The organism is Neobacillus citreus (genome assembly GCF_018343545.2).
Taxonomy (GTDB): Bacteria; Bacillota; Bacilli; order Bacillales; family Cytobacillaceae; genus Neobacillus; species Neobacillus citreus.
On sequence record NZ_JAGYPE020000059.1, the window covers coordinates 15,515 to 37,314 of the forward strand.

General features: G+C 41.3%; 25 protein-coding genes. 1 reads left to right on the forward strand and 24 read right to left on the reverse strand.

The features are described 5' to 3' along the window. Positions 1-21: 21 nt before the first annotated feature. Genes KHB02_RS23685 through KHB02_RS23710 form a run of 6 tightly spaced genes read right to left on the reverse strand, consistent with a single transcriptional unit; the run spans position 22 to position 5,193 of the window. Positions 22-999, reverse strand: coding sequence for a biotin--[acetyl-CoA-carboxylase] ligase (locus tag KHB02_RS23685; RefSeq protein WP_213145047.1), 978 nt, complete (start codon positions 997-999; stop codon positions 22-24). Continuing rightward, positions 969-2,183: a CCA tRNA nucleotidyltransferase gene (locus KHB02_RS23690; RefSeq protein ID WP_213145046.1), complete on the reverse strand. Its 1,215-nt coding sequence runs from the start codon at positions 2,181-2,183 to the stop codon at positions 969-971. Before KHB02_RS23690 ends, KHB02_RS23685 begins: the two co-directional genes overlap by 31 nt. Positions 2,184-2,195: 12 nt before the next feature. Continuing rightward, positions 2,196-3,323 (reverse strand): N-acetyl-alpha-D-glucosaminyl L-malate synthase BshA, encoded by a 1,128-nt coding sequence (bshA, locus tag KHB02_RS23695; protein ID WP_213145045.1) that lies wholly within the window; start codon positions 3,321-3,323, stop codon positions 2,196-2,198. A 3-nt stretch (positions 3,324-3,326) separates the two neighbouring features. Beyond that, positions 3,327-4,034 (reverse strand): bacillithiol biosynthesis deacetylase BshB1, encoded by a 708-nt coding sequence (gene bshB1, locus KHB02_RS23700; protein ID WP_213145044.1) that lies wholly within the window; start codon positions 4,032-4,034, stop codon positions 3,327-3,329. 23 nt (positions 4,035-4,057) lie between these two features. After that, positions 4,058-4,861: a 4-hydroxy-tetrahydrodipicolinate reductase gene (gene dapB, locus KHB02_RS23705; protein ID WP_213145311.1), complete on the reverse strand. Its 804-nt coding sequence runs from the start codon at positions 4,859-4,861 to the stop codon at positions 4,058-4,060. 5 nt (positions 4,862-4,866) lie between these two features. Further along, the gene (locus tag KHB02_RS23710; protein WP_213145310.1) at positions 4,867-5,193 is read right to left on the reverse strand and encodes a nucleotide pyrophosphohydrolase; all 327 of its coding nucleotides are present in this window, start codon (positions 5,191-5,193) and stop codon (positions 4,867-4,869) included. Between the two features lie 218 nt (positions 5,194-5,411). On the opposite strand from KHB02_RS23710, the gene KHB02_RS23715 reads away from it, so the two are divergent. Beyond that, positions 5,412-6,284, forward strand: a complete 873-nt coding sequence (locus KHB02_RS23715; RefSeq protein ID WP_213145043.1) for a YitT family protein — start codon at positions 5,412-5,414, stop codon at positions 6,282-6,284. A 34-nt stretch (positions 6,285-6,318) separates the two neighbouring features. Here the strand turns inward: KHB02_RS23715 and KHB02_RS23720 are convergent, their stop codons facing one another. The 18 genes from KHB02_RS23720 to KHB02_RS23805 form a co-directional block, all read right to left on the reverse strand. Further along, positions 6,319-6,996 carry a zinc metallopeptidase gene (locus tag KHB02_RS23720; RefSeq protein ID WP_213145042.1) on the reverse strand — a complete coding sequence of 226 codons (678 nt, stop codon included), beginning with the start codon at positions 6,994-6,996 and terminating at the stop codon, positions 6,319-6,321. A gap of 61 nt (positions 6,997-7,057) precedes the next feature. Beyond that, the gene (gene ypjB / locus KHB02_RS23725) at positions 7,058-7,852 is read right to left on the reverse strand and encodes a sporulation protein YpjB (protein ID WP_241114049.1); all 795 of its coding nucleotides are present in this window, start codon (positions 7,850-7,852) and stop codon (positions 7,058-7,060) included. A 78-nt stretch (positions 7,853-7,930) separates the two neighbouring features. Continuing rightward, entirely contained in the window at positions 7,931-8,524 is a 594-nt protein-coding gene (gene lhaT / locus KHB02_RS23730; RefSeq protein ID WP_213145041.1) for a lipoprotein heptaprenylglyceryl N-acetyltransferase LhaT, read from the reverse strand. A gap of 88 nt (positions 8,525-8,612) precedes the next feature. Continuing rightward, the gene (locus tag KHB02_RS23735) at positions 8,613-9,389 is read right to left on the reverse strand and encodes a menaquinol-cytochrome c reductase cytochrome b/c subunit (RefSeq protein WP_213145040.1); all 777 of its coding nucleotides are present in this window, start codon (positions 9,387-9,389) and stop codon (positions 8,613-8,615) included. A 62-nt stretch (positions 9,390-9,451) separates the two neighbouring features. Next, complete coding sequence (gene qcrB, locus KHB02_RS23740; RefSeq protein ID WP_213120374.1) at positions 9,452-10,126, reverse strand: menaquinol-cytochrome c reductase cytochrome b subunit; 675 nt, start codon at positions 10,124-10,126, stop codon at positions 9,452-9,454. Between the two features lie 3 nt (positions 10,127-10,129). After that, positions 10,130-10,633, reverse strand: a complete 504-nt coding sequence (locus tag KHB02_RS23745) for a QcrA and Rieske domain-containing protein (RefSeq protein WP_213145039.1) — start codon at positions 10,631-10,633, stop codon at positions 10,130-10,132. 140 nt (positions 10,634-10,773) lie between these two features. Next, positions 10,774-11,238 (reverse strand): YpiF family protein, encoded by a 465-nt coding sequence (locus tag KHB02_RS23750; RefSeq protein WP_213145038.1) that lies wholly within the window; start codon positions 11,236-11,238, stop codon positions 10,774-10,776. Positions 11,239-11,378: 140 nt separating this feature from the next. After that, positions 11,379-11,945: a ReoY family proteolytic degradation factor gene (locus KHB02_RS23755; protein WP_213145037.1), complete on the reverse strand. Its 567-nt coding sequence runs from the start codon at positions 11,943-11,945 to the stop codon at positions 11,379-11,381. 42 nt (positions 11,946-11,987) lie between these two features. Continuing rightward, on the reverse strand, positions 11,988-13,253 hold the full coding sequence (locus KHB02_RS23760) for a tetratricopeptide repeat protein (protein ID WP_213145036.1): 1,266 nt from the start codon (positions 13,251-13,253) through the stop codon (positions 11,988-11,990). Positions 13,254-13,276: 23 nt separating this feature from the next. Continuing rightward, on the reverse strand, positions 13,277-14,176 hold the full coding sequence (locus KHB02_RS23765) for a hypothetical protein (RefSeq protein WP_213145035.1): 900 nt from the start codon (positions 14,174-14,176) through the stop codon (positions 13,277-13,279). A gap of 104 nt (positions 14,177-14,280) precedes the next feature. Continuing rightward, complete coding sequence (gene aroA, locus KHB02_RS23770) at positions 14,281-15,570, reverse strand: 3-phosphoshikimate 1-carboxyvinyltransferase (protein ID WP_213145034.1); 1,290 nt, start codon at positions 15,568-15,570, stop codon at positions 14,281-14,283. A gap of 26 nt (positions 15,571-15,596) precedes the next feature. Continuing rightward, positions 15,597-16,703: a prephenate dehydrogenase gene (locus KHB02_RS23775; protein ID WP_213145033.1), complete on the reverse strand. Its 1,107-nt coding sequence runs from the start codon at positions 16,701-16,703 to the stop codon at positions 15,597-15,599. Between the two features lie 83 nt (positions 16,704-16,786). After that, positions 16,787-17,875, reverse strand: coding sequence for a histidinol-phosphate transaminase (gene hisC / locus KHB02_RS23780; RefSeq protein WP_213145032.1), 1,089 nt, complete (start codon positions 17,873-17,875; stop codon positions 16,787-16,789). Positions 17,876-17,919: 44 nt separating this feature from the next. Next, positions 17,920-18,294 (reverse strand): chorismate mutase, encoded by a 375-nt coding sequence (gene aroH, locus KHB02_RS23785; RefSeq protein ID WP_213145031.1) that lies wholly within the window; start codon positions 18,292-18,294, stop codon positions 17,920-17,922. Positions 18,295-18,314: 20 nt separating this feature from the next. Then, positions 18,315-19,385 (reverse strand): 3-dehydroquinate synthase, encoded by a 1,071-nt coding sequence (aroB, locus tag KHB02_RS23790; protein WP_213145030.1) that lies wholly within the window; start codon positions 19,383-19,385, stop codon positions 18,315-18,317. After that, positions 19,385-20,557 (reverse strand): chorismate synthase, encoded by a 1,173-nt coding sequence (gene aroC, locus KHB02_RS23795; protein ID WP_213145308.1) that lies wholly within the window; start codon positions 20,555-20,557, stop codon positions 19,385-19,387. The genes aroB and aroC overlap by 1 nt, the downstream gene beginning before the upstream one ends. Positions 20,558-20,721: 164 nt before the next feature. Then, on the reverse strand, positions 20,722-21,168 hold the full coding sequence (ndk, locus tag KHB02_RS23800; protein ID WP_213145029.1) for a nucleoside-diphosphate kinase: 447 nt from the start codon (positions 21,166-21,168) through the stop codon (positions 20,722-20,724). A 97-nt stretch (positions 21,169-21,265) separates the two neighbouring features. After that, positions 21,266-21,800 (reverse strand): polyprenyl synthetase family protein (locus KHB02_RS23805; protein ID WP_241114050.1); only part of this gene is annotated, 535 nt, incomplete at its 5' end.

The following is a 21,800-nucleotide window of genomic DNA, read 5'->3' on the forward strand; positions in this document are numbered from 1 at the left end:
GTACAGAATGAAATGTTAGGACTATAGTTCTATATCAGCGGAATAAACATGGTGAATCACACCGGATGCATCTTCAATCTTTAAAACGCCTTCATCGGTAATCCCAAGGGCTTTTCCTTCAATGACACCTGTCAAGGTTCTAGCTTTGATCATTTTCCCAATACTTATGGCATAGCCTTCCCATAGCAGTTTAATTGGGTAAAAACCTTTTTCGAGGAAGAGCAAATATAATTTTTCAAAATGGGTAAAAATACTTCTTATGATGCTGGCCCGTGAAAGTGCATCTCCTTTTTCAATCAACAAAGAGCTTGCAATATTTTGCAATTCAGGTGGGAAATCATCCTTTGTCTGATTGACGTTCAAGCCCATCCCAATGATGATGGAATGAATCTGATCAGCCTCTGCCTGCATTTCAGTCAAAATGCCGGTTATTTTTTTCCCATTCAGCAAAATATCATTTGGCCATTTTATTTCCGGATTAAGGCCTGTCACTTCTTCGATTGCCTGGACAATAGCCACGGCTGTTAAAAGCGTTAACTGTGGCGCCTTTGTCAATGGAATATTAGGACGGAGGATAAGGCTCATCCAAATCCCTGTATATTTTGGTGAATGCCACGGGCGATTCATTCTTCCCCTGCCGGAAATTTGTTCCTCTGCTATTACAACTGTTCCCTCTGGCACATTTTCAGAAGATAATCTGTGGGCAATCTTTTGGGTTGATTCTACGGTTTCTTCGTAATGGATGTTTTTCCCAATAAACTCTGTAGTCAAACCAAGTCTAATTTCATCGGCAGTAATTTTTTCAGGTGTTTTGATAATTCGATAACCTTTTTTCCTGACCGCCTCAAGTTCAAAGCCTTCTTTTCTTAATTCCTCTATATGCTTCCAGACTGCCGTTCGCGAGCAGCCAATTAATTCAGCAAGAAATTGGCCGGATAAATAGGATTCACCAGCGTTGGTAAAGGAATCTAGCAATTTTTTTCTGATTTCTGACTGCACGCTTTCAGCCACTCCTTTATCTTTTCTTTTTCGTTTACAACTTCATCTTGCAAAACTGCATGTTCTATTCTAGTTAGCAGCTCTTTCAGCCATGGGCCACCTGCCTGTTCCCGCCAAGCCATTATGTCGCTTCCGGTCACAGCCAGTTCAGACCGCTGCTTGATAGGCAGATGGTCGTAAGTGTTTAACCAATACTTTACAGAGTCATAATCATTTATGCCTTTTAAAACAAGATAAAGCTTTTCTGCGGATTGAATTGTCTCGCTGCCAGCTGTATACAAATCGTACCGGGACCAATCTTTTATAAGTCTTTGTTTGGCATATAGCAAGATGTCCTGAATTTCTTTCATTTCCTTTACAGGAAGTCGCCAATTTCGAAGAAAAGCCTCGCTATCTTGTTGATTAAGTTCTAGACAATAAAGAAGCAATGCCCACATTTCTTTCTTATTTAACGAATCACATAGATAAGAAAGTAATTTTTCAATTTTCAATTCCTGGTTCTTGAGCCCAGGTAAATATTCAAAAACCTGCGTTTCAAGCAAAATCCTGAAAGCTTTTTTTCGATTGTCGCCAGAGAGCAGCTTTTCAAACTCGGCTCTCTTCCTCTCAACAGCAATTTTATCGAGCAGGTGTGCATCCTTTTTTAAAGCTAGTAATGTTTCACCTGCAATATGAAAAGAGAGCTGGCTGACAAAGCGTACCGCTCTCATCATTCTTAGGGCGTCTTCGCGAAACCGTTCCTCCGGGCTTCCTACAGTTCGAATAACCCTTTCCTTAATGGCTGTTTGGCCGTCAAAAGGGTCAATAATGCTGCCATTTGCATCCATTGCGATGGCATTCATGGTAAAATCCCTGCGCATCAGATCTTCGTTAAGATTGCGAATAAAGGAAACCTCCTTAGGCCTCCGAAAATCCTGATATTCTCCTTCGGTCCGAAAGGTGGTAATTTCATAAGAATTGTTTTTTAACAGGACAAGAACCGTTCCATGTTGAATACCGATATCAACAGTTTTAGGAAAAATGGCTTTCACTTCATCAGGTGTGGCTGACGTCGCAATGTCGACATCGCTAATTTTATTTCCAAGTAAATAATCCCTAACCGATCCGCCCACAAAATAGGCTTCATATCCGGCGGACTCAAGCCTTTTGATGACTGGAACAGCCGATAAAAAGGGTTCTTTCATATTTATCTCACCTTATTTCAGCAGCTTAAAATAAAGCATTTCGTATTGCTCGACAATTTGCTCTGCTTTAAATTTCGTTTTGACTGTTACTTCTGACTGCTGTGAAAATTGCTGATGAAGAGCTCCATCATTCAATAAACGAATTGCTTTATCAGAAATATCCCCAATATCACCGACGTTACAAGTATAGCCCGTTTTACCGTCCTCAATAACCTCAGGGATGCCTCCTACATTGGTTCCAATCACCGGCACTCCGCAGGCCATTGCCTCTAGGGCAACAAGACCGAAGCTTTCCTTTTCCGACAATAGGAGCATCAAGTCACTGATGGAATATAACTCTTCGAGGTTTTCTTGTTTTCCTAGGAAAATGACTTGATCCTCTAATCCAAGCTGTCTGACTAGCTTGCAAACGATGGTCATTTCGGGTCCATCCCCGACTAGTAACAACTTCGCCGGCATTACGGCGGAAATATTGGCAAATGTTTTAACCACATCCTGGACGCGCTTGACGCCGCGGAAATTGGATACATGGATAATGACCTTTTCATCTTCCCTTATCCCAAATTCAGCTCTTAAATGGTTTGAATCTGTTTTTTGATAAACTCGGTCATCAATAAAGTTATATACTGTTTCAATTTGCTTGTCGGGATTGATGACCTCATATGTCTGCTGGACTAATGCACTTGAAACAGCCGTCACCGCATCTGACTTTTCAATGCCAAATTTTATTGCATCTGTGAGGGACGGATCATACCCAAGCACGGTGATGTCAGTACCGTGCAGGGTGGTGACTATTTTTATATCCCTTCCTGCCATTTGCTTAGCCAAAATAGCGCACACCGCATGCGGGATAGCATAATGGACATGTAGCAGGTCCAGTTTCTCTCGATTGGCCACTTCTGCCATCTTACTGGCGAGAGCGATGTCATAGGGTGGAAATTGAAAAACCGAATATTGGTTTACTTCTACCTGATGATAATAGATGTTATGATAGATTTTGTTCAGCCGAAATGGGATGCTTGATGTTATGAAGTGAATCTCATGCCCCTTCTCCGCCAGGAGTTTTCCCAATTCTGTCGCGACAACCCCGGAACCTCCGACAGTCGGATAACAGGTAATGCCAATTTTTAATTTTTTCATACGTTAATCTCCCAGCAAATCACGATTCAATAGAATAGGAACCTTTGTTTTAAAGCCTTCCGCATATGTAACATTGACCAGCTTCCCAAACATTCTTTCTCTTGCCTCGACGGTTTCAATATAACCATTGACAAGAGGTGTGTCGTAGCTTGTATCTGTCCGGTCGAACTGGCTTTTATAGGATTGTAATGCCGCTATCTTTTTCTCCATGGACATGGAAATGTCGACAGTAAAGTCCGGCTTGTGAAAGCCATTTATCATATAAAAATATAATCTATTTACCCGATGGGGCTCGCTAGATTCTGTTTCATATTTTTTTATTCCCGCCGAAAAAACCGCCTCTTCGACGAGACGGGCACAATTCCCATGATCCGGATGACGATCTTCCCAAAAAGGAGCAAACACGAGTTTCGGCTTATGTTGACGAATGATATCCGCTATCTTTCGTATGTATTCATCCTTTAAATATAACCCTCTATCAGGAAACCCAAGTGAGGTCCGGTATGAGACCCCTAAAACATCTGCAGCCTTAGCCGCTTCCGCTTTCCTTAGTGCCGCATTTCCGTTAGAGGAAAGATCCGCATCCGTTAAATCACATATCCCAACCCGATACCCTTCTCCTGTTAATTTTGCAATTGTTCCTGCCATACCGATTTCGACGTCATCGGCATGGGCCCCAAATGCAAGAATATCAAGTGATTTACCTTGCATGTCCTTCACCAACTTTGATTATTTTAGTCCAAAATATTTTCCAGCCCGTACACAAAGCTGTTATGTTTCATAACCGTTTCAACAGCGACCTTTACACCGGACATAAATGATTCACGGTTATAGGAATCATGGCGGATGGTTAAGGTTTGTCCGTCTGAACCGAATAATACCTGCTGATGGGCAATCAGCCCAGGCAAGCGGACAGAATGGATATGCATCCCGTCAAATTCAGCACCACGTGCTCCTGTTATAGTTTCTTTTTCATTTTCATGACCTTGTTTTTTCGCTTCCCTGACAGCCGATATCATTTCAGCCGTTTTTACTGCTGTACCGGACGGGGCATCTAGCTTTTTATCATGATGCAATTCAATAATTTCAACATCACGAAAATATTTTGCCGCAAGCTGCGAAAATTTCATCATTAGCACCGCTCCTATAGCAAAATTTGGAGCGATAATACAGCCTAGTTCCTTTTCCTTGCAAAGGCGCTCTAATTCTTCCAGATTTTCTTTTGAAAAACCAGTCGTACCTACTACAGGCCGTACATTATAGCTAAGTGCTGTTTTGGCGTGCAGCATGCCAAACTCTGGCGTTGTTAAGTCGATTAGTACATCTGCCTGAACATTTTGTAGACACTTTTCAATATCGGTATAAATGGGAACGTTATGTATCGATTGAAACCCCTCAATGTCGCTAAGCATCATTCCATCATATTTATGGTCAAGGACAGCCACTAGGTTAAAGTGTTCAGTTATTGCCGCAAGCTTTACTGCTTCACTGCCCATTCGGCCTCTAGGACCTGCGATTATTATATTAATCTGCTCCATTTTTCTCACTCCATATTTTCCTGATTTTTTCTTGTCCAACGATCCTTATCCCGTGTATTAAACTTGTTCATCACATAATCATGCGCTTTTTCCAAATCAATGTTTAAGGAATTGGCAAGACAAATTAACACAAACAAAAGGTCGCCAAGCTCCTCATCAACAGCTTTCTCGCTTTCTGTTGATTTCTTCGGTTTCTCGCCGTAATAATGGTTGATTTCCCGTGCCAGTTCACCTAGCTCCTCTGTCATTCTTGCGAGCATTGCCAAAGGACTAAAATATCCTTCTTTAAATTGACTTATATATGCATCAACTTCTTCTTGAAGTTCTTTCATTGTCTTCCCATCAGCCAAACCTTATCACTCCAAACGATGCTGTTATTTTTCAGGCAGGCATGCTCCTGCTCACTATTTTATGTTAGCTAAATTATGGCTGATTTACAAATGTTTTCACCGGAATGATTAGAATTCGCTGGCCAGATTGCCCAACAATAAATTATTCGATATAATTAAATCCGCCATTAGGAAGAAAAATATGGATGAGGAGGAAGGATATGATATTTAGCCTTAAAATAAAAAATATATTATTTATCCTGCTTGGGGCAGCGATATTTTCATTTGGACTAGTTCATTTTAATATGCAGAACAAACTGGCGGAAGGCGGGTTTACGGGGATCACGCTTTTGTTATTTTTCCTTTGGAAATGGGATCCGTCGTATACCAACCTGATTTTAAATATCCCGCTATTTTTTATAGGATGGAAGATGCTTGGTCGTAATGCCTTTTTTTACACACTAATTGGGACAGTCAGTGTGTCCGTCTTTCTATGGATTATTCAACGCAACGCGATTGACATGCCATTAAATCATGATTTAACGCTTGCTGCCCTGTTTGCTGGAGTTTTTGCCGGTATCGGATTAGGGATCATCTTCAGGTATGGCGGCACAACTGGTGGCGTTGATATTATTGCCCGGCTAGTCCAAAAATACTTTGGCTGGAACATGGGCAAAACGATGTTTCTGTTTGATGCCTGTGTCATCACTCTCTCCTTAATCACCTATTTGAATTACAAACAGGCGATGTATACCTTGGTTGCCGTTTTTGTTGGGGCCAGGGTAATTGACTTTATTCAAGAAGGTGCCTACTCAGCAAGAGGCGCGATGATTATTTCCGAAAAAAACGAAGAAATTGCCGCTAAAATTATGGAGGAGATGGAACGCGGTGTTACAGCTCTAAAAGGTTTCGGTTCCTATACAAAAAATGAACGGGACGTCCTATATTGTGTGGTCGCTAAGAATGAAATTATGCGTTTGAAAAATCTGATTACTTCAGTCGATCCGTATGCATTTATCTCCATTTCTATCGTCCATGATGTCCACGGGGAAGGCTTTACGCTGGATGAAAATAAAATGCCGATAACAGACTAAAAGGCTGACTCGGGAACGAGTCAGCCTTTTCTGATTAATCTTCACTTCGATTCATCCCAGTAAAAATTAATACTAATCTAAGTAATTCCAGAACGGCAACTGCTGCCGCTGCTACATACGTAAGGGCTGCCGCGTTTAAAACCTTGCGGGCCTCCCTTTCCTCACCGCTGCCGACCAATCTAAGTGAGGCAATTTGGTTCATCGCCCGGCTTGAGGCGTTAAATTCAACAGGAAGAGTTACAATTTGAAAAAGTACAGCCGCTGCCATACAAATAATTCCTAACAGCAGCATTCCTGACAGATGGGCAAATATGCCGATCATGATAAGAATCCACGAGGCATTTGAACCAAGGTTTGCAACTGGAACTAAGGCATGGCGAAACCGCAAAAATGCATATCCTTGAGCATCCTGAATGGCATGTCCGCATTCGTGAGCCGCAACTGCTGCCGCTGCAATGGAATGTCCGTGGTAATTTTCTGGTGACAAACGAACGGTTTTGCTTCTTGGGTCATAATGATCGCTTAAAAATCCACGGCCTTCTTCTACGGCAACATTATATAAACCGTTGGCATTCAATATTTCCCTCGCCACTTCTGCACCTCTACGATATGTTGAGGTAGAAACTCTAGAATATTTTGTAAATGTACTTTTTACTTTCCACTGTGCCCATAAAGGAATCAGAATGATGAAAGCAAAATATAGCAAATACATGATGAAACCTCCTAAGAGAGCTCTATGATGATTTACATTTTAGTAAAAGGGATTAGAGGCGTCAATCTTTATGCTCTCTGGACCGGTCTTTTCTAACATCCTTTTCCCCTTGGTACTTTCTCCAGCCGACATAAGATAATGTCGCAATGATAATACTCCCTGTTGAAATGATCACCCACCAAAGGGAAGGATCGGCCTCATCATCCTCTATATTGGCAAATAAATTCTGCAGGTCTGTATCAAGTTTATCTAGCTCTACCCGGCCTTGTGAATCAGTTAAAACTTGAGAGCGATATTCATCAATAAATTTGATACGTGCATCTAATCTTTGTATATTTTCCACAGGAACATCAATTTTCATACTTGGGTAAATGACGTTATAGAGAGATAAAAACGTATTAAAACTTGCATGAAAGTTCGCAGAATTACCGTTCACAGCCGCTTCCCTGGCTTGATGGAACGCTGTCATGATTGGACCTTCCATCTCCGTCCATAGGGGCTGATGACTTGTGGCAATCGCATCCATAACCAGCCTGAATTTCGTCAACTTATTAATACGTTCCTCATGTTTCATATCTGGACTTACTGCCGCTTCCATTGCTTCGTCATGGGAAGTGTTAATGATACGAACCTCATCCATTGTTAATGGCTGTCCGGTGACTGTCACACCTTTAAACTGATCAGAAAAATAATCAAGCAACTTCCTGGCGTCATCATATCTATGAAACTTGACCATTTGAAGAGCTTCATCGGAAATGTCATCAAGCCGCTCCATCGGGGATTGTCCTTCCGCATATACTGATATCGGCATTAGTAAACATATAATTGCTAATAACAGGAACTTCTTTATATTCACTAACCTTGTCCCCCTTTTCGTTACTAATAAAATGTATGAAAGGGTGGACAAGGTTAGACCATAATTTACAGTATTGAATTATTTAATTTCAAGTTTAAAACTTTTTTGGCGGATACAGAGGTAATAGGCAATTCCAATGGAAAGAATAGACAGCCAAAACGTAAAGTAGCCGATTTGCGGGATATAGCGGTCAAGCATTTGATAGCTTGGCAGCATAAAGAAAACATAATCGATGATATCGTTATGCAGTGTCCAAATTGCAGTCACTACTAGATGCCATAGTTTAAGACGATAAAACGGTGCGAATAACAGTCCTTGGACTGCCATGGCAAAATGAGAGAAAATCAACATAAAACCGACTGGATCCAATTCCCCTTGAACAACAAAAACAAGGATATTCATCACGACAGCCCAAATTCCATATTTAAAAAGTGTGACAATCGCCAGTGCTTCCATCAGCGGCCAATTTTTTCTCAATAAAAAGGCAATAAGAACAAAGACAAAAAAGAGACTTGCAGTGGGACTGTCCGGTACAAAAATTAAAAATATAGCCGGGGTATTCTCCAACTGCCATCCATACCAATAATACCCATAGATTGTTCCTACTATATTGACAATTAATAGCAATTTAAGAATCGACCGATTGGCCAAAAGAGGGTAAATCCAGCGCACAACGACTCCCCTTCCATTATTCGTTTTTAGCTTGTTACTGAATATACAAAAAAGCTGACGTAATCCCGTCAGCTTTTATAGTACAGCATTATTTTGCGCCAAGACCAGAGATAAATTCAGATAGCTTTTTCAGCTGTTCGTCATCACCTTTAAAGATACCTGGAGGCATTTTGCCGCCTTTACCTTCTTTTGCAATCTTAGCAATTTCTTCAGGTTTTAAACCTGTACCGATCAAGGTTGGTGCACCGGCACCGCCTTGAAGATTTTCGCCGTGACATGTTAAACACGTGTTATCTTTAGCGATTTGATATCCTTCTGCAGACTTATCAATATCGACTTTTTCAACGATTTTCCCTTGACGTTCTGCAGCTTTCCAGTCATGTGTAGCTACTGATTGCCAAGTTAAAAACACAGTTGCAGCTAATGCCAATAACATAGCTCCTGTTGCAATTGGACGCTTACTTGCACGGCGTTCCGGTCCATTATCAAGGAATGGAGCCAATAATAATCCTCCAAAAGCAAGTCCTGGGATAATCATTGCACCAATAACCGTATAGGGCCCAGATGCGTAAGTATACTTTAACAATTGGTACAAGAATAAGAAATACCAGTCTGGTAATGGAATATAACCTGTATCCGTCGGGTCCGCAATCCTTTCAAGCGGAGCCGGATGAGCAACGGTTAAACATAAAAAGCCAACAAGGAAAACTGCACCTATCATCCATTCTTTCAAAAGGAAGTTAGGCCAGAACGCTTCAGTTTTGCCAGGGTATTCTGAATAATCTTTAGGAAGTTTCGGTTTTCGTGATTCAGGTGCAACTACACGTGAATCACCGACAAACTTCATACCTTTACCGCGATGCATTGAGCAATCCCCTCCTTTTTCATCGTAATATGATAACTTTCTAGTTTAGATTAGAATTTGAATCATAGCGGTCCAGAAATACCTTGTCTGCGAATCATGACAAAGTGTGCTGCCATTAAACCGAATAATACTCCAGGCAGGAAGAATACATGAATCGCAAAGAAACGGGTTAATGTCTGCGCACCGACAATGGTTTCATGTCCGGATAACAGAATCTTAACATAGGAACCGATAAACGGCGTCGCTTCAGCAATTTGCAAACCTACCTTAGTTGCAAACAATGCCTTCATATCCCAAGGTAAAAGGTAGCCTGTAAAACCTAAGCCAAGCATGACGAAGAAAATCAGTACTCCGACAATCCAGTTTAATTCACGAGGTTTTTTATAGGCTCCTTGGAAAAAGACCCGAAGCGTATGTAAAAACATCATAACTAATACTAAGCTTGCTCCCCAGTGGTGCATTCCACGGACAATTTGACCGAACGCTACCTGGTTTTGCAGATAAAAAACAGATTCCCATGCGTTTTTGATGTCCGGCACATAATACATGGTTAAAAACATACCGGAAAGAATTTGAATTACAGTAACGAAAAATGTCAGACCGCCAAAGCAATAGACAAACGCAGAAAAATGATGGGCAGGGTTAACATGCTCTGGCACTTCATGGTCTGCGATATCGCGCCACATAGGCGTAATATCTAAACGTTCATCTACCCAATCGTAAATTTTGTTTAACAATGATTACGCCTCCTTCCGTGGTTTTGCTTTTCCTAAGTATAGGAAACCGTCTTTTTCCTTGTATGGATATACATCTAGCGGGTGAAGTGGTGGTGTACCTGGTATGTTGGTTCCATCCTTCGTGTAACGGCCGTAGTGGCACGGACAGAAGAATTGTTCCGGATGTTCCTTGTCAGAATTCCAGTTAACGGTACAGCCCAAATGTTTACATACTGGCGACAGTGCAATAATCTTATCTCCGTCCTTGTAAACCCACGCAGATTCGGTTACTTCTGACTCATACCAAGCATCTTTCTGCTTGAATGTGAAGTCTACACGAACCGGTTCGTCAGTAAGTTCTGACACTTTTTTTGGAGTTGCGATGAAATCACCGCCAGCTTCGGCTTTTAACACTGGGTCAACTGCAAATCTTACCATTGGCATTAACATGCCGGCAGCCATGAAACCGCCTACACCTGTTAATGTGTAGCTTAAGAATTGACGTCTAGAAACGCGCTCTTTACTCATGATTATCCCCCCTCTATTCACGAAGTAAGTCCAGCGGACATTAATTAAACACATATAAAACTAGGACATAACAATGATATATCAACTTCTGAGTAAGGTCAATATCAATACTGTTTTAAAATAAGGTTTATGCATAGTTTTTACGCTTTTTGATGCCACTTTTGTGTAAAAAGTATTAAAAGCTGCTTTACTTGGCTGTCCATCATTTTTAATTTTTGCGAATCATTCATCTGTTCGAGAGGTATCGAGGGAACCCAGATAACAGCACCATCAAGTTCGTTTTCACGTGTTCTCCATTCGATATCCGAGGTAATATAAAATACATGTTTAAATTCAGCCTCTAATATGTTCACCTCCCAATTCTTTAATTCGCCTAAAACTTTTTCGCCTGAATCATTTTTTAAATATGTAAATGGCGGGAATAGCAAAATTCTTCCTGTAAATTGTCTTTCGAGATGAGTAGTCAACAGGCCAATAAATTCGGCAGCTTCTGCTGATTCTTTCATCTCCCCGCCAATGGCTACCGAATATAACGGTACAACAGCGGTATCGACGTACTCCTTCGCATTTAAGTAGGTCTCAACCTCTTGGGATATCCATTTCATCTATGTTACACCAACCTTTATTCATCTCCCCCTATATTATCATTATTTCCTAAAACTTTAAAAGAAAATAAAACTTCTAAAAAAATTTGTTTAAAATAACATAAAAAAGCTGCAGCTAGATTAAAAAAAAAGAAGTCTGCTTAGCGCAGGCTTCCTTTTGGTTCGGTTGCTTTTAATTTATTTAGTTGTTTGGTTAATCGTTCAAAAGCGGGGCGGTCTTGTTTATCTAGGGCCTCATCTATTAATTGGAGGAGTTTTTCCCGCTGAAAGCGCTCGATACTGTTTTGCAAAAATTGCTCTGCTACGATTCCATCCTTCTCATTTACCTGGAGGTGTTTCGGAACGTATGGATTCTCCTCCAAAACAGCTGCATACTGGTGTGCTTGATTAGAAGCATGAAAATTTAATTGAATATAAATGTCCTCATCGCGATTCAAGCGAATATCATGGAAGGACTTTTCGGCATCTGTGGTCATCACATTTTCTTTATAAAAGCGGAATGGCACTTTATCCACACAATGAGTCGACATGATCAGGCCGCGCGGACAATATTGGGCCTGCTCCACAAAATGAACTTTTTCCATAAGCTGATCGTGACTCATTAAATAATTTAGAATCCATACACATTCTCTTCTTTTTAATTGATAATGATTTAAAAACCAGCGTATAAAATCCTTCTTCTCGTTGACAGAAACAGGGGTTGCCATAGTCGTATTCCCTCCTCTGCATATTCATCTTTTTTGTTTTATTTATTCTTCAAATTCGCCAAGACGTTCAAGCACATCCAGATACTCGCTGTTGGTTGGATCAAATGCGAGCAGTTGTTTAAAAATTTCGGCGGCAGGGGTGGTTTTTCCTTCTTCCATTAGAAAATATCCATAATCCTGTAAAAAAGTTTCGTTATTCTTAAAAAAAGTATATGCACTTTCATATTTGTCTAATGCTTTTGAATATGACTCCAACTTTTGATAAGCAAGGGCTGAGTCCCATAAAAGCTGAGGCTCTTCGTCGTCGGTCAATCCAAGATCTGATAGAAGAAGTAAAACATCCTCAAAGCGCTCTTCCTGTAAAAACAGCTTATTCAACACCATTACAGCCTGAGTGAATCCGGGGTCCAAAACAAGTGCTTCCCGCAAATATTGTTCAGCCTCGGGAAGTTTCCCTAGCTTGGCGGCAATTTGACCACCATAGAAAAATAAATCTTTATTAAACTCGTCAATTTTAATGCCCTCTTGAACTATCCGGAGGCTATTTTCAAGCTCTTCCTCCCGCTCATAAGCCTTTCCAAGAAGTAAGTAAAGCGAATGATATTCCGGATCTAGTTCTTTTAATTCTATAAACTTTTCAATAGCTGTCCGGTTGTAGCCTGCCTGCAGGGCTGTGAAGGCGTAACCAAAAAGTGTGTTTATTTCTAATTTCTCTTCAAGCGCTTTGTCGTAATAAACTAATGCTTCTTCAAAAACGCCGGATGCACTTAACAGGTCTGCCATTCGGGCATAAATGTTAACACTGGCAACTTCAGTTGTCTCTTTAAGAACCTTTTCATAGGCATTTAAAGCTGCTGTTACTTCCCCTTGTTCACTGTAAAGTTCGCCTAGTGCAAAATCAATGATGATTTCATTTGGTAAGATTTCCTTTGCTTTTAAGAGTTTGTTTTCACAAACTTCATATAATCCTTGCAGCTGATAAAGGTCAGCCATGAGCAGCAGGCTTTGCGCATAATGAACATCAAGTTCGGAGATTCTTTCCAAAACAAGAATGGCTTCTTCCTCTTCACCTGCTTCAATCAGAATTTCACCAAGAAGAATCAGCAGTTCTCCTTCTTCAGGATAGCTGTTTAACAAATTCTCTACCAAGGCCCTTGCTTCATCGAGAAAACCATATTGGAATAACTCTTCACCAAGAAGAAATTTCTCCTCTGGCATGCCGCTTTGTAGTACAACATTATATTCATTTAAGGCCTCTTTATGTTGGCCGTTTTCTAACATCGTAATAATTTTCTTGATTCGCTCCATTGACAAATACCTCTCCCGTTTACTTACAAGGAAAAAAACGATGGTGTTCGCACCTTTACATATTCTCCATATCCTGGTTTAAATAATACCTCTTTCCCAGAACGGACGATTTTTCCCTTGTGTACTGTGATTGCTAGTCTATCACCATAATAATGAAATAAAGCAGCTTCATCAACATTGATGATTTCCCTGGACTTTTCATATAGATTATAGCTTAGTTCTGTCCCGTTCATCAGGCTGCCTTTATGCGGAAATAAACCAATCTTATTTAAAACAGTTGCTGAGAGCGGTATGTTTTCTTCTAATTCCTCTAATAGTGCCGGTATTTTTTCCTTTTCCATTATAGTTAACCATTTCGACAGAACGGCCTTTGCTTCCTTCTTTTCTGTTGAAGAAAAAATTGGAATTAACGGGCAATTGTAGGGAAATAACGCTTCTCTAATCCATCCCCATGGTACGGACGCTAATTCATCAGGGTTATCCAAATCAACAAAAATGGCAGGCACTTTTTCTTTTTTACATTTGCGGATCATTGAAGGGGTAATCAGTCGCATTGGTATTTTTACTCCGATTAGATAATCAATAGGGCTGCTACTGAGGGCAACTTTCAGTTCATTGATTTTATCGGGTATTTCCTCTGCAAAGGAAGCCTGTACATAAGTGAATAAGGTAGTGGAGCCTTTGGTAAGAAAGTAATCAATCATCCATTTTTTCATGTCTTGAAACGAGTTTTTCAGTGGAATGTTTGAATTCAACAGGACAAATGAAGGGGTCATGATATATGGCTCTAGGTCCATTTTAATATGACGGTAGTACTTAAAATTTGATTGGATGGAAGCAATCCGGTTGTCTTGTATGAATAACGAGCACGTTTTCAGCTCTTTCCTTTTTAGGATATTGGCATTTTCAATGATATACGCCATCCTCTCACCCTTTTCATCTGTTTAAGACAAGCTATGCAGATTTTTGAAAAAGTATGATAGGACATGAGGCTTAAAAAGGAAAAACTGCCCCGGAAGGCAGCTTTTTAGTGAATTAGACTTTCTAAATGTGTAAAGAAATTAGGGTAGGAGACGGCGATTGCTTCTGGGTTATCCAAGGTGACCTCACCTTCACAAAGGAGAGAAGCGATAGCAAGCATCATACCGATTCGATGGTCCCCGTGACTGGACACTACTCCGCCATGAAGTTTGGTTCTGCCGTGAATAATCATCCCATCCTCTGTTGCTTCGATGTCCGCACCTAGTTTCTTCAGTTCATGAACAACTGTGTCAATCCGGTTAGTTTCCTTTACCTTTAACTCCTCTGCATCCTTTATGACCGTTTGACCTTCGGCCTGCGTGGCAAGAAGAGCAATGACGGGAATTTCGTCGATTAATTTAGGAATTAACTCGCCCTCGATTACCGTACCGTTCAAGCTTGATGTTCTGATCACAAGATCACCCGCTGGCTCGAAAGAATCATCCTCGGTCTGGATAATCTCTAGTTCAGCGCCCATGTTTTTCAGAACTTCAATGATCCCTGTCCGGGTCGGATTTAAACCTACGTTTTTCAGAACGATTTCACTATTTGGCACAACAGCGCCGGCAACTAGGAAAAACGCCGCGGAAGATATGTCTCCTGGCACATTTACACTTGCTGCAGACAGCCTTTGTCCCCCTTCTACCCTAATGGTTTGACCTTCTTTAGAAATCTTTCCGCCAAACTTACGAATCATTCTCTCGGTATGATCACGAGTATCGGCCGGTTCTAAAATCGTCGTTTCGCCTTCGGCCTGAAGACCGGCGAGAATCAGTGCTGATTTTACCTGTGCACTTGCAACTGGAAGTTCGTAATGAATAGCATTTAATTTGCCACCTCTTATGGAGATGGGAGTAAATGCTCCATTTTTCCGACCGTCGATAGCGGTACCCATTTTCGATAATGGACCTGTTACTCTGGTCATAGGTCTTTTCGCTATCGACTCATCACCCACAAGTGTAGAGAAAAATGGTCTGCCTGCTAATATTCCCATTAGTAATCGTATGGTTGTGCCGGAATTGCCCACATCTAAAACTTCGTCAGGCTCGGTTAAGCCTTCAAAACCTTGGCCTAGAATGCGGAGGTCTCCGCCATTTTCTTCAATGGTTACTCCGAGTTTACGAAAACAGGAAATGGTGCTTAGGCAATCATCACCTGGTAAGAAATTCGTGACCCGCGTTTCTCCGTGGGCAATCGAACCAAACATGACAGAACGATGGGAGATTGATTTATCCCCTGGAATCGTTAATTCACCGGTTAAACTTTTTTTATTTGTTGCTAGCTTTAATGAAGTCATGTCATCACCTTTTAATTTAAATCTTTTTAACTCCCATTGGAGGTGGAGTAGTTTGTATAAGTAAGAATACACTTCTCGGCTCTTTGCCTGTCTCCTTCTGTTTGAAAACTAATGACAAGGACTCCGATAATATCCTCTCGTGTTTCGAGGATACGAATATTTGTGATACTGATATTTTCCTTCGCCAAATAACCGGTCACTTCAGAAACAATCCCGGGAACGTCTGGAATATCAACATATAAATCATAAAAGGCTGGGATTGCACCCTTTTCTTTGATTGGCAGGCCGTCCCGATATTGTTTAGCCTGATAGAAATATTGATAGATATCCCTTTCGTTACCTGTTTGGAGTAATTCCTTTACCCCTTCCATTTCTTCCTGCCACTGATTTAATAGAGCAATTAGATTTTCCCGATTGTGCAACAAAATATCCTTCCACATATTTGGACTGCTGGAGGCAATTCTGGTAATGTCTCTAAAGCCTCCTGCCGCAAGACGGGGGATTAGGGATTCCGATTCAGATAATTTTTCTGTCTGGCGGACAATGGATGCGGCAATAATATGCGGAAAGTGACTGACAATGCCTGTCAGATAATCATGGTTTTCAGGTGTTATTGTCAAAAACTTTGCCTTTGTTCCTTTTAACCAGCCCTTAAGCTCATCTACCTTGTCTATATCGACCATTTCTTCAGGGGTTAAAAGATAAAAAGCATTTTCAAACAAGATATCCTTCGCAGCTGAAACACCACTTTTATGCGACCCCGCCATCGGATGACCACCAATAAAAGTGATTCCCTTGTCCCTTAAATCAGCAGCATTTTCGACGATTATCTTCTTTGTGCTGCCCGTATCAGTAATAATGACATCCGGTTTTAATGGTAATGTGGAGAGAGCCTTGAGTATCGTTTTCGAATCATTTACAGGTGCGGAAACGATAATTAAATCAGCATTCTGTGAGCCATCGGGAATATTCTCCGCTGTTTCATCAATGACACCCAGCATTTTGGCAAGTCTGACCTGTTCTCTATTAATATCAAATCCAATAATGGTCGATTCCGGATGCTCCTTTTTTATACAAAGCGCCAGCGAGCCCCCGATTAACCCTAATCCAATAACAAAAACCCGGCCTTTCAATGGATCACTCCCCCTAAAACAAAAAGCGTAAGGCGCCTTTCTATCGGCGCCATATGCTGGACAATTTTCTTAGGCACTGCTGTTTATTTTTCTGAAAGGAATTGCTCTAGAACCTTGATTAATCCTTCATTTTGTTCAGGAGAGCCTACTGTAATTCTAACTGCTGTTGGAAAACCAAGTGCTTTACCGGAGCGGACAATATAGCCTCGTTCTAACAAATACTGAAATACCTCATTCGCATCTACTTGAAAATCGATTAAAACGAAATTCGTTTGGGATGGATAATATTTCAGGCTGTTGTTCTTGCAAAATTCGTAATATTGAGCAAGACCCTGTCTATTTTTCTGCTTGCATTGCTCGACAAACTCTTGGTCGGAAAGAGCTTCAGCTGCGGCAAGCTGCCCTAATGAGTTTACGTTAAATGGTTCTCTTGCTGGCTCAAGCGCTTTGATAATGCTGCTATTGGAAATCCCATAACCGACACGGAGCGCTGCTAAGCCATAAATTTTTGAAAATGTCCTTAGCACAATCAAGTTCGGATACTTCTGTGCGAGACTTGTGGAATCATAGTAATCCTCCGCCACCACATATTCATAGTAGGCTTCATCAAGTACGACAAGAATATGTTCAGGAACTTGATCAAGGAATGGGATCAGTTTATTTTCCGGTATATATGTACCAGTTGGATTGTTCGGACTGCACACCCAAATAACATTGGTTTGATCATCAATGGCCGTCAAAAATCCCTCTAAATCATGCTCCCCATCAATGTCAGGCACCTCTTTAATGACAGCCCCTTCAATTACAGCGTTGTGCTTATATTGGGAAAACGTATGGGTCGACATGATCGTGCTGGCACCTGGATGCAGGAGCGCCCTTGAAATCATCTGGATTAGGTTATCTGAACCGTTTCCAAGGATAATTTCATCCTCGCCCACTTGTAGGAAGGAAGCAAGCTTTTCTCTTAAAATTGTGGCATACCCATCAGGATAAATAGCAAGGCTTGTCGAATTTTCTTTTAGTGCTGAAAGAGCCGCTTGTGAACATCCAAACGGATTTTCATTCGAAGCCAGCTTAATAATTTGCTCTAAATTATATTGTCTTTTTACTGATTCAATGGATTTCCCTGGTTGATATGGTGTAAGAGTTAATAATTGTTCTTTCCATCTCATGATCATTTACATCCTTTCTGTATTTTTCTAAAATGGACAGAGCCCTATAATGACAAACTGCTGCCTAAGTCTGGTCTAAGTACCACTGCATCCTTTAAATAGACATGAATGATGTCTTTTTGGGAAACAGATGTGTTGACGTGCATCATGATTCTTACGCACATTTTTAAAGAACCTGGAACAGGAATCTCTCTCATGCATACGACCGGAACATATGTCCAGCCAGCGAAATTACGCAATGCCTTTGCAGGAAAAACGGCATTGACATCCTCAGTTGTAGAAATAAAAACGGATGCGACGGAGTCCGGCTCGATATGATTGACCTCAATCAATTTTGCCAAAAGCTCCTCGGTTGCAGATACAATCGCTTCTTCCGTGTTTGCGTCAACCGTTGTCGCTCCTCTCACCCCTCTAATCATGGCTAAACTCCCCCTTCGCTTTAAAAACTTTTGAGTCTTTCAAGAATATCAGCATCATTTACTTCTTGAAGTACCGGTTTCCCTATTTCTTCGAGGAATACAAAATGAATCGTTTCCCCAATGGACTTTTTGTCCTGTTTCATTTTGGTTACTAATTTCTCAAGAGATAAATGATCAGGTATCTTGGTTTGATACCCCAGCCCTTCAACCCATTGGATGAATTCTGGCAATGGAAAAGAGAGCCCTCTATACTCGATACTGAGCTTTAAGGCAAACACCATCCCAATCATGATCGATTCACCATGAGTGAAATTCCCATAGCCCATTTCCGCTTCAATGGCATGACCCAATGTGTGCCCGAAATTCAAAAAGGCACGGACGCCTGTTTCCCTTTCATCTTGACTGACAAATTCATTTTTAATCCGAATTCCTTTTGTTAATGACTTCGATAATTCCTCCAGTTTTAGGGAATTTAAATCATCTATATTGGAGGAAAGCCATTGATAAAAATAAGCATCATTGATAAGGGCATGCTTAATCACTTCCGCAAATCCCGAGCGAATCTCCTGGATTGGCAGAGTCTTAAGCAATTCCAAGTCATAAAAAACAGCCTCTGGCTGATAAAAAGCGCCGATCATATTTTTGCCAAGCGGGTGATTAATGGCTACCTTACCGCCTACGGCACTATCGTGTGCAAGGATTGTGGTTGGTATCTGAATAAATGGAATTCCTCTCATAAAAGAAGCCGCAACAAATCCTGACAGGTCTCCAACAGCACCCCCGCCCAAGGCTAATACGATGGATTTCCGGTCAAGACGGTTCTCAAGTGCGGTTGATAAGGCATTATAATAGACCTCAAAGGTTTTAGCCTTCTCACCCTTCGGAGCAGTAAAAACAGTCGTTTTGAAGGGTTCTAAGACGGTCAGAAGCTTCTCTAGATGAAGCCCTGCAACTGTTTCATCCGTGATAATGAATAGTTTTGTCAATTTAGGAAAGTGATGCGTTAAAAACGGGCCTATGTCTTGAAGGGTACCTTCTCCAACAAAGACAGGATAGTTTTTTGACTTTGTATGGATTTGAATTGTGTCCATTAGAAATCCCTCGCATAGGCACGCTGCTTATCGATTTCTGCCGCAAAGGTGTCGAAACGGTCGCTGTAAAATTGCTCTACTAACGCGTTTGCAAGCTCCCAAGCTACGACACTTTCCGCCACCACAGCTGCCGCTGGAACGGCACAGCTGTCGGAACGTTCAACGCTGGCTGAAAACGGTTCTTTTGTTTCAATATCAACGCTCATTAACGGTTTATAAAGGGTCGGAATCGGCTTCATGACACCGCGGACAACAATTGGCATACCTGTTGTCATTCCGCCTTCAAAACCGCCTAGCCGGTTTGTCAAACGGTGGTAGCCTTGCTCTTTATTCCAAGCTATTTCATCATGGACTTGACTGCCTGGTTTAGAGGCTGCTTCAAAACCAATGCCGATTTCCACACCTTTAAATGCGTTAATGCTGACAATTGCCGCGGCCAATTTTGCATCTAATTTACGATCATAATGAACATAGCTGCCCACGCCAGCCGGCATCCCAGTCGCAATGACCTCCACTACGCCACCTATGGAATCACCATTTTTCTTGGCCTCATCAATAGCATTCATCATTTCCTGCTCCACATTTGGGTCCCCGGTCCGTACTGGTGAATTTTCTGCCCGCTCTTTTAATTCCTTCAGTGTAATTGAACTGTCAACATTCGCCTTTATCCCAGCAATTTCAACAACATGTGATACAAGGTCCACACCAACTAACGACAACAGCTTTTTGGCTGCTGCCCCTGCTGCTACCCGAACCGTTGTTTCACGTGCGGACGAACGTTCAAGGACATTTCTCATGTCACGATGTCCATATTTTATCGCACCATTTAAGTCGGCATGGCCTGGCCTTGGCCGGCTAACTTTTCTTTTTACTTCGTCCTCCTGGCCTTCTTCAAGTGGTTGAGCCCCCATGATTTTTGTCCAATGCTTCCAATCGTTATTTTTAACGACTAAAGCAATCGGAGAGCCGAGTGTCAATCCATGGCGGACACCTGACATAATCTCTGCAGTATCCTTTTCAATTTGCATTCTTCTGCCGCGGCCGTAGCCCTTTTGCCTTCTTGAAAGATCATTATTTATATCATCTGCCTCTAAAGGCATACCTGCTGGAAAACCTTCTAATATTGTCGTTAACTGCGGACCATGGGATTCTCCCGCAGTTAAGTACCTCATTCCCATATTCTTTCCCCCTTCAACTCATTAAAGAATTATGTATCAATATAACATATACAGCCGAATAAACATAGTAGGACAATTCAGAAAAAAGAAATTTTCTTTATGAATGCGTATACAAAAAAGCACTTGTATTTGTCATACAAGTGCTTTTAATATTTGGATTAATAGATCCATTCGTTTACTATTTTTGTGTATTCTGCTAACTCAGCCTCATTGAAGAAAATGCCGATTTCACGTTGTGCACTTGCAGGTGAATCAGAGCCGTGAATAACATTTTTGCCGACCGTTAAGCCAAAGTCACCGCGGATTGTTCCAGGTGCAGCATCCTTTGGATTGGTAGAACCCATCATTTGGCGGGCAGTCGTAATCACGTTTTCACCTTGCCATACCATTGCAAATACTGGTCCGGAGGTAATGAAATCAACTAATTCCCCGAAGAATGGACGCTCTTTATGCTCGCCATAATGCTCAGAAGCAAGTTCTGTAGAGATGTTCATTAATTTTGCTCCAACTAATTGGAAGCCCTTTTTCTCGAAACGGGCAACAATTTCACCAATTAAATTACGTTGTACACCATCTGGTTTAACCATTAAAAAAGTTCTTTCCATCTATTCCACTCCTAAAAATTATGTATATGATTGCTAGCGAAAACAATCCACGAAAATATTAACATTGTTTGGTATAAATGGCAAGACTATAATCAAACTAGAATTTCCTTCTGCCAATGTTCCTGGCAATATCCCGAAGCGCTTTACCTGCTTTGTTGGCAGGCAGTTCCTCTAGAATCGACAGGGCCTTTTCTAAATAAAGGTCACTTAATGCAAGCGATTTTTCAATTGCACCGGTTTGCTTGATCAAAGAAATAATTCTTTCTATGTCGGCTTTTGAGCTGTTTGCATGGACCTTTTCTATTTCTTTCCGGGCTGCCTCATTTTCCATTGCAAACAGAGCGGGCGCCGTGATATTTCCTTGCAGAAGATCACCGCCAGCAGGCTTGCCTAATTCTTTTTCTGTTCCCGTAAAGTCCAAAATATCGTCAATTATCTGATAGGACATTCCCACATAATACCCAAACCGATAAAGCTTTTTATGAATGGCTTCTTCAACATCTGCGGCAACCGCCCCAAGCTGGCAGCTGACAGCAATTAACAAAGCCGTTTTTCTTTTAATTCTGCGGAGATAGTCCCGAAGGTTCTGATTAAAACGATATTTATCCTTAAATTGCTGGATTTCCCCCACG

Excerpts from the sequence above, each read along its gene's own strand:
- KHB02_RS23690 (WP_213145046.1), bottom strand. The coding sequence starts at position 2,183 with ATGAAAGAACCCTTTTTATCGGCTGTTCCAGTCATCAAAAGGCTTGAG.
- bshA (WP_213145045.1), bottom strand. The coding sequence starts at position 3,323 with ATGAAAAAATTAAAAATTGGCATTACCTGTTATCCGACTGTCGGAGGT.
- bshB1 (WP_213145044.1), bottom strand. The coding sequence starts at position 4,034 with ATGCAAGGTAAATCACTTGATATTCTTGCATTTGGGGCCCATGCCGAT.
- dapB (WP_213145311.1), bottom strand. The coding sequence starts at position 4,861 with ATGGAGCAGATTAATATAATAATCGCAGGTCCTAGAGGCCGAATGGGC.
- KHB02_RS23710 (WP_213145310.1), bottom strand. The coding sequence starts at position 5,193 with ATGAAAGAACTTCAAGAAGAAGTTGATGCATATATAAGTCAATTTAAA.
- KHB02_RS23715 (WP_213145043.1), top strand. The coding sequence starts at position 5,412 with ATGATATTTAGCCTTAAAATAAAAAATATATTATTTATCCTGCTTGGG.
- KHB02_RS23720 (WP_213145042.1), bottom strand. The coding sequence starts at position 6,996 with ATGTATTTGCTATATTTTGCTTTCATCATTCTGATTCCTTTATGGGCA.
- KHB02_RS23735 (WP_213145040.1), bottom strand. The coding sequence starts at position 9,389 with ATGCATCGCGGTAAAGGTATGAAGTTTGTCGGTGATTCACGTGTAGTT.
- KHB02_RS23745 (WP_213145039.1), bottom strand. The coding sequence starts at position 10,633 with ATGAGTAAAGAGCGCGTTTCTAGACGTCAATTCTTAAGCTACACATTA.
- KHB02_RS23750 (WP_213145038.1), bottom strand. The coding sequence starts at position 11,238 with ATGAAATGGATATCCCAAGAGGTTGAGACCTACTTAAATGCGAAGGAG.
- KHB02_RS23755 (WP_213145037.1), bottom strand. The coding sequence starts at position 11,945 with ATGGCAACCCCTGTTTCTGTCAACGAGAAGAAGGATTTTATACGCTGG.
- KHB02_RS23760 (WP_213145036.1), bottom strand. The coding sequence starts at position 13,253 with ATGGAGCGAATCAAGAAAATTATTACGATGTTAGAAAACGGCCAACAT.
- KHB02_RS23765 (WP_213145035.1), bottom strand. The coding sequence starts at position 14,176 with ATGGCGTATATCATTGAAAATGCCAATATCCTAAAAAGGAAAGAGCTG.
- aroA (WP_213145034.1), bottom strand. The coding sequence starts at position 15,570 with ATGACTTCATTAAAGCTAGCAACAAATAAAAAAAGTTTAACCGGTGAA.
- hisC (WP_213145032.1), bottom strand. The coding sequence starts at position 17,875 with ATGAGATGGAAAGAACAATTATTAACTCTTACACCATATCAACCAGGG.
- aroH (WP_213145031.1), bottom strand. The coding sequence starts at position 18,294 with ATGATTAGAGGGGTGAGAGGAGCGACAACGGTTGACGCAAACACGGAA.
- aroB (WP_213145030.1), bottom strand. The coding sequence starts at position 19,385 with ATGGACACAATTCAAATCCATACAAAGTCAAAAAACTATCCTGTCTTT.
- aroC (WP_213145308.1), bottom strand. The coding sequence starts at position 20,557 with ATGAGGTACTTAACTGCGGGAGAATCCCATGGTCCGCAGTTAACGACA.
- ndk (WP_213145029.1), bottom strand. The coding sequence starts at position 21,168 with ATGGAAAGAACTTTTTTAATGGTTAAACCAGATGGTGTACAACGTAAT.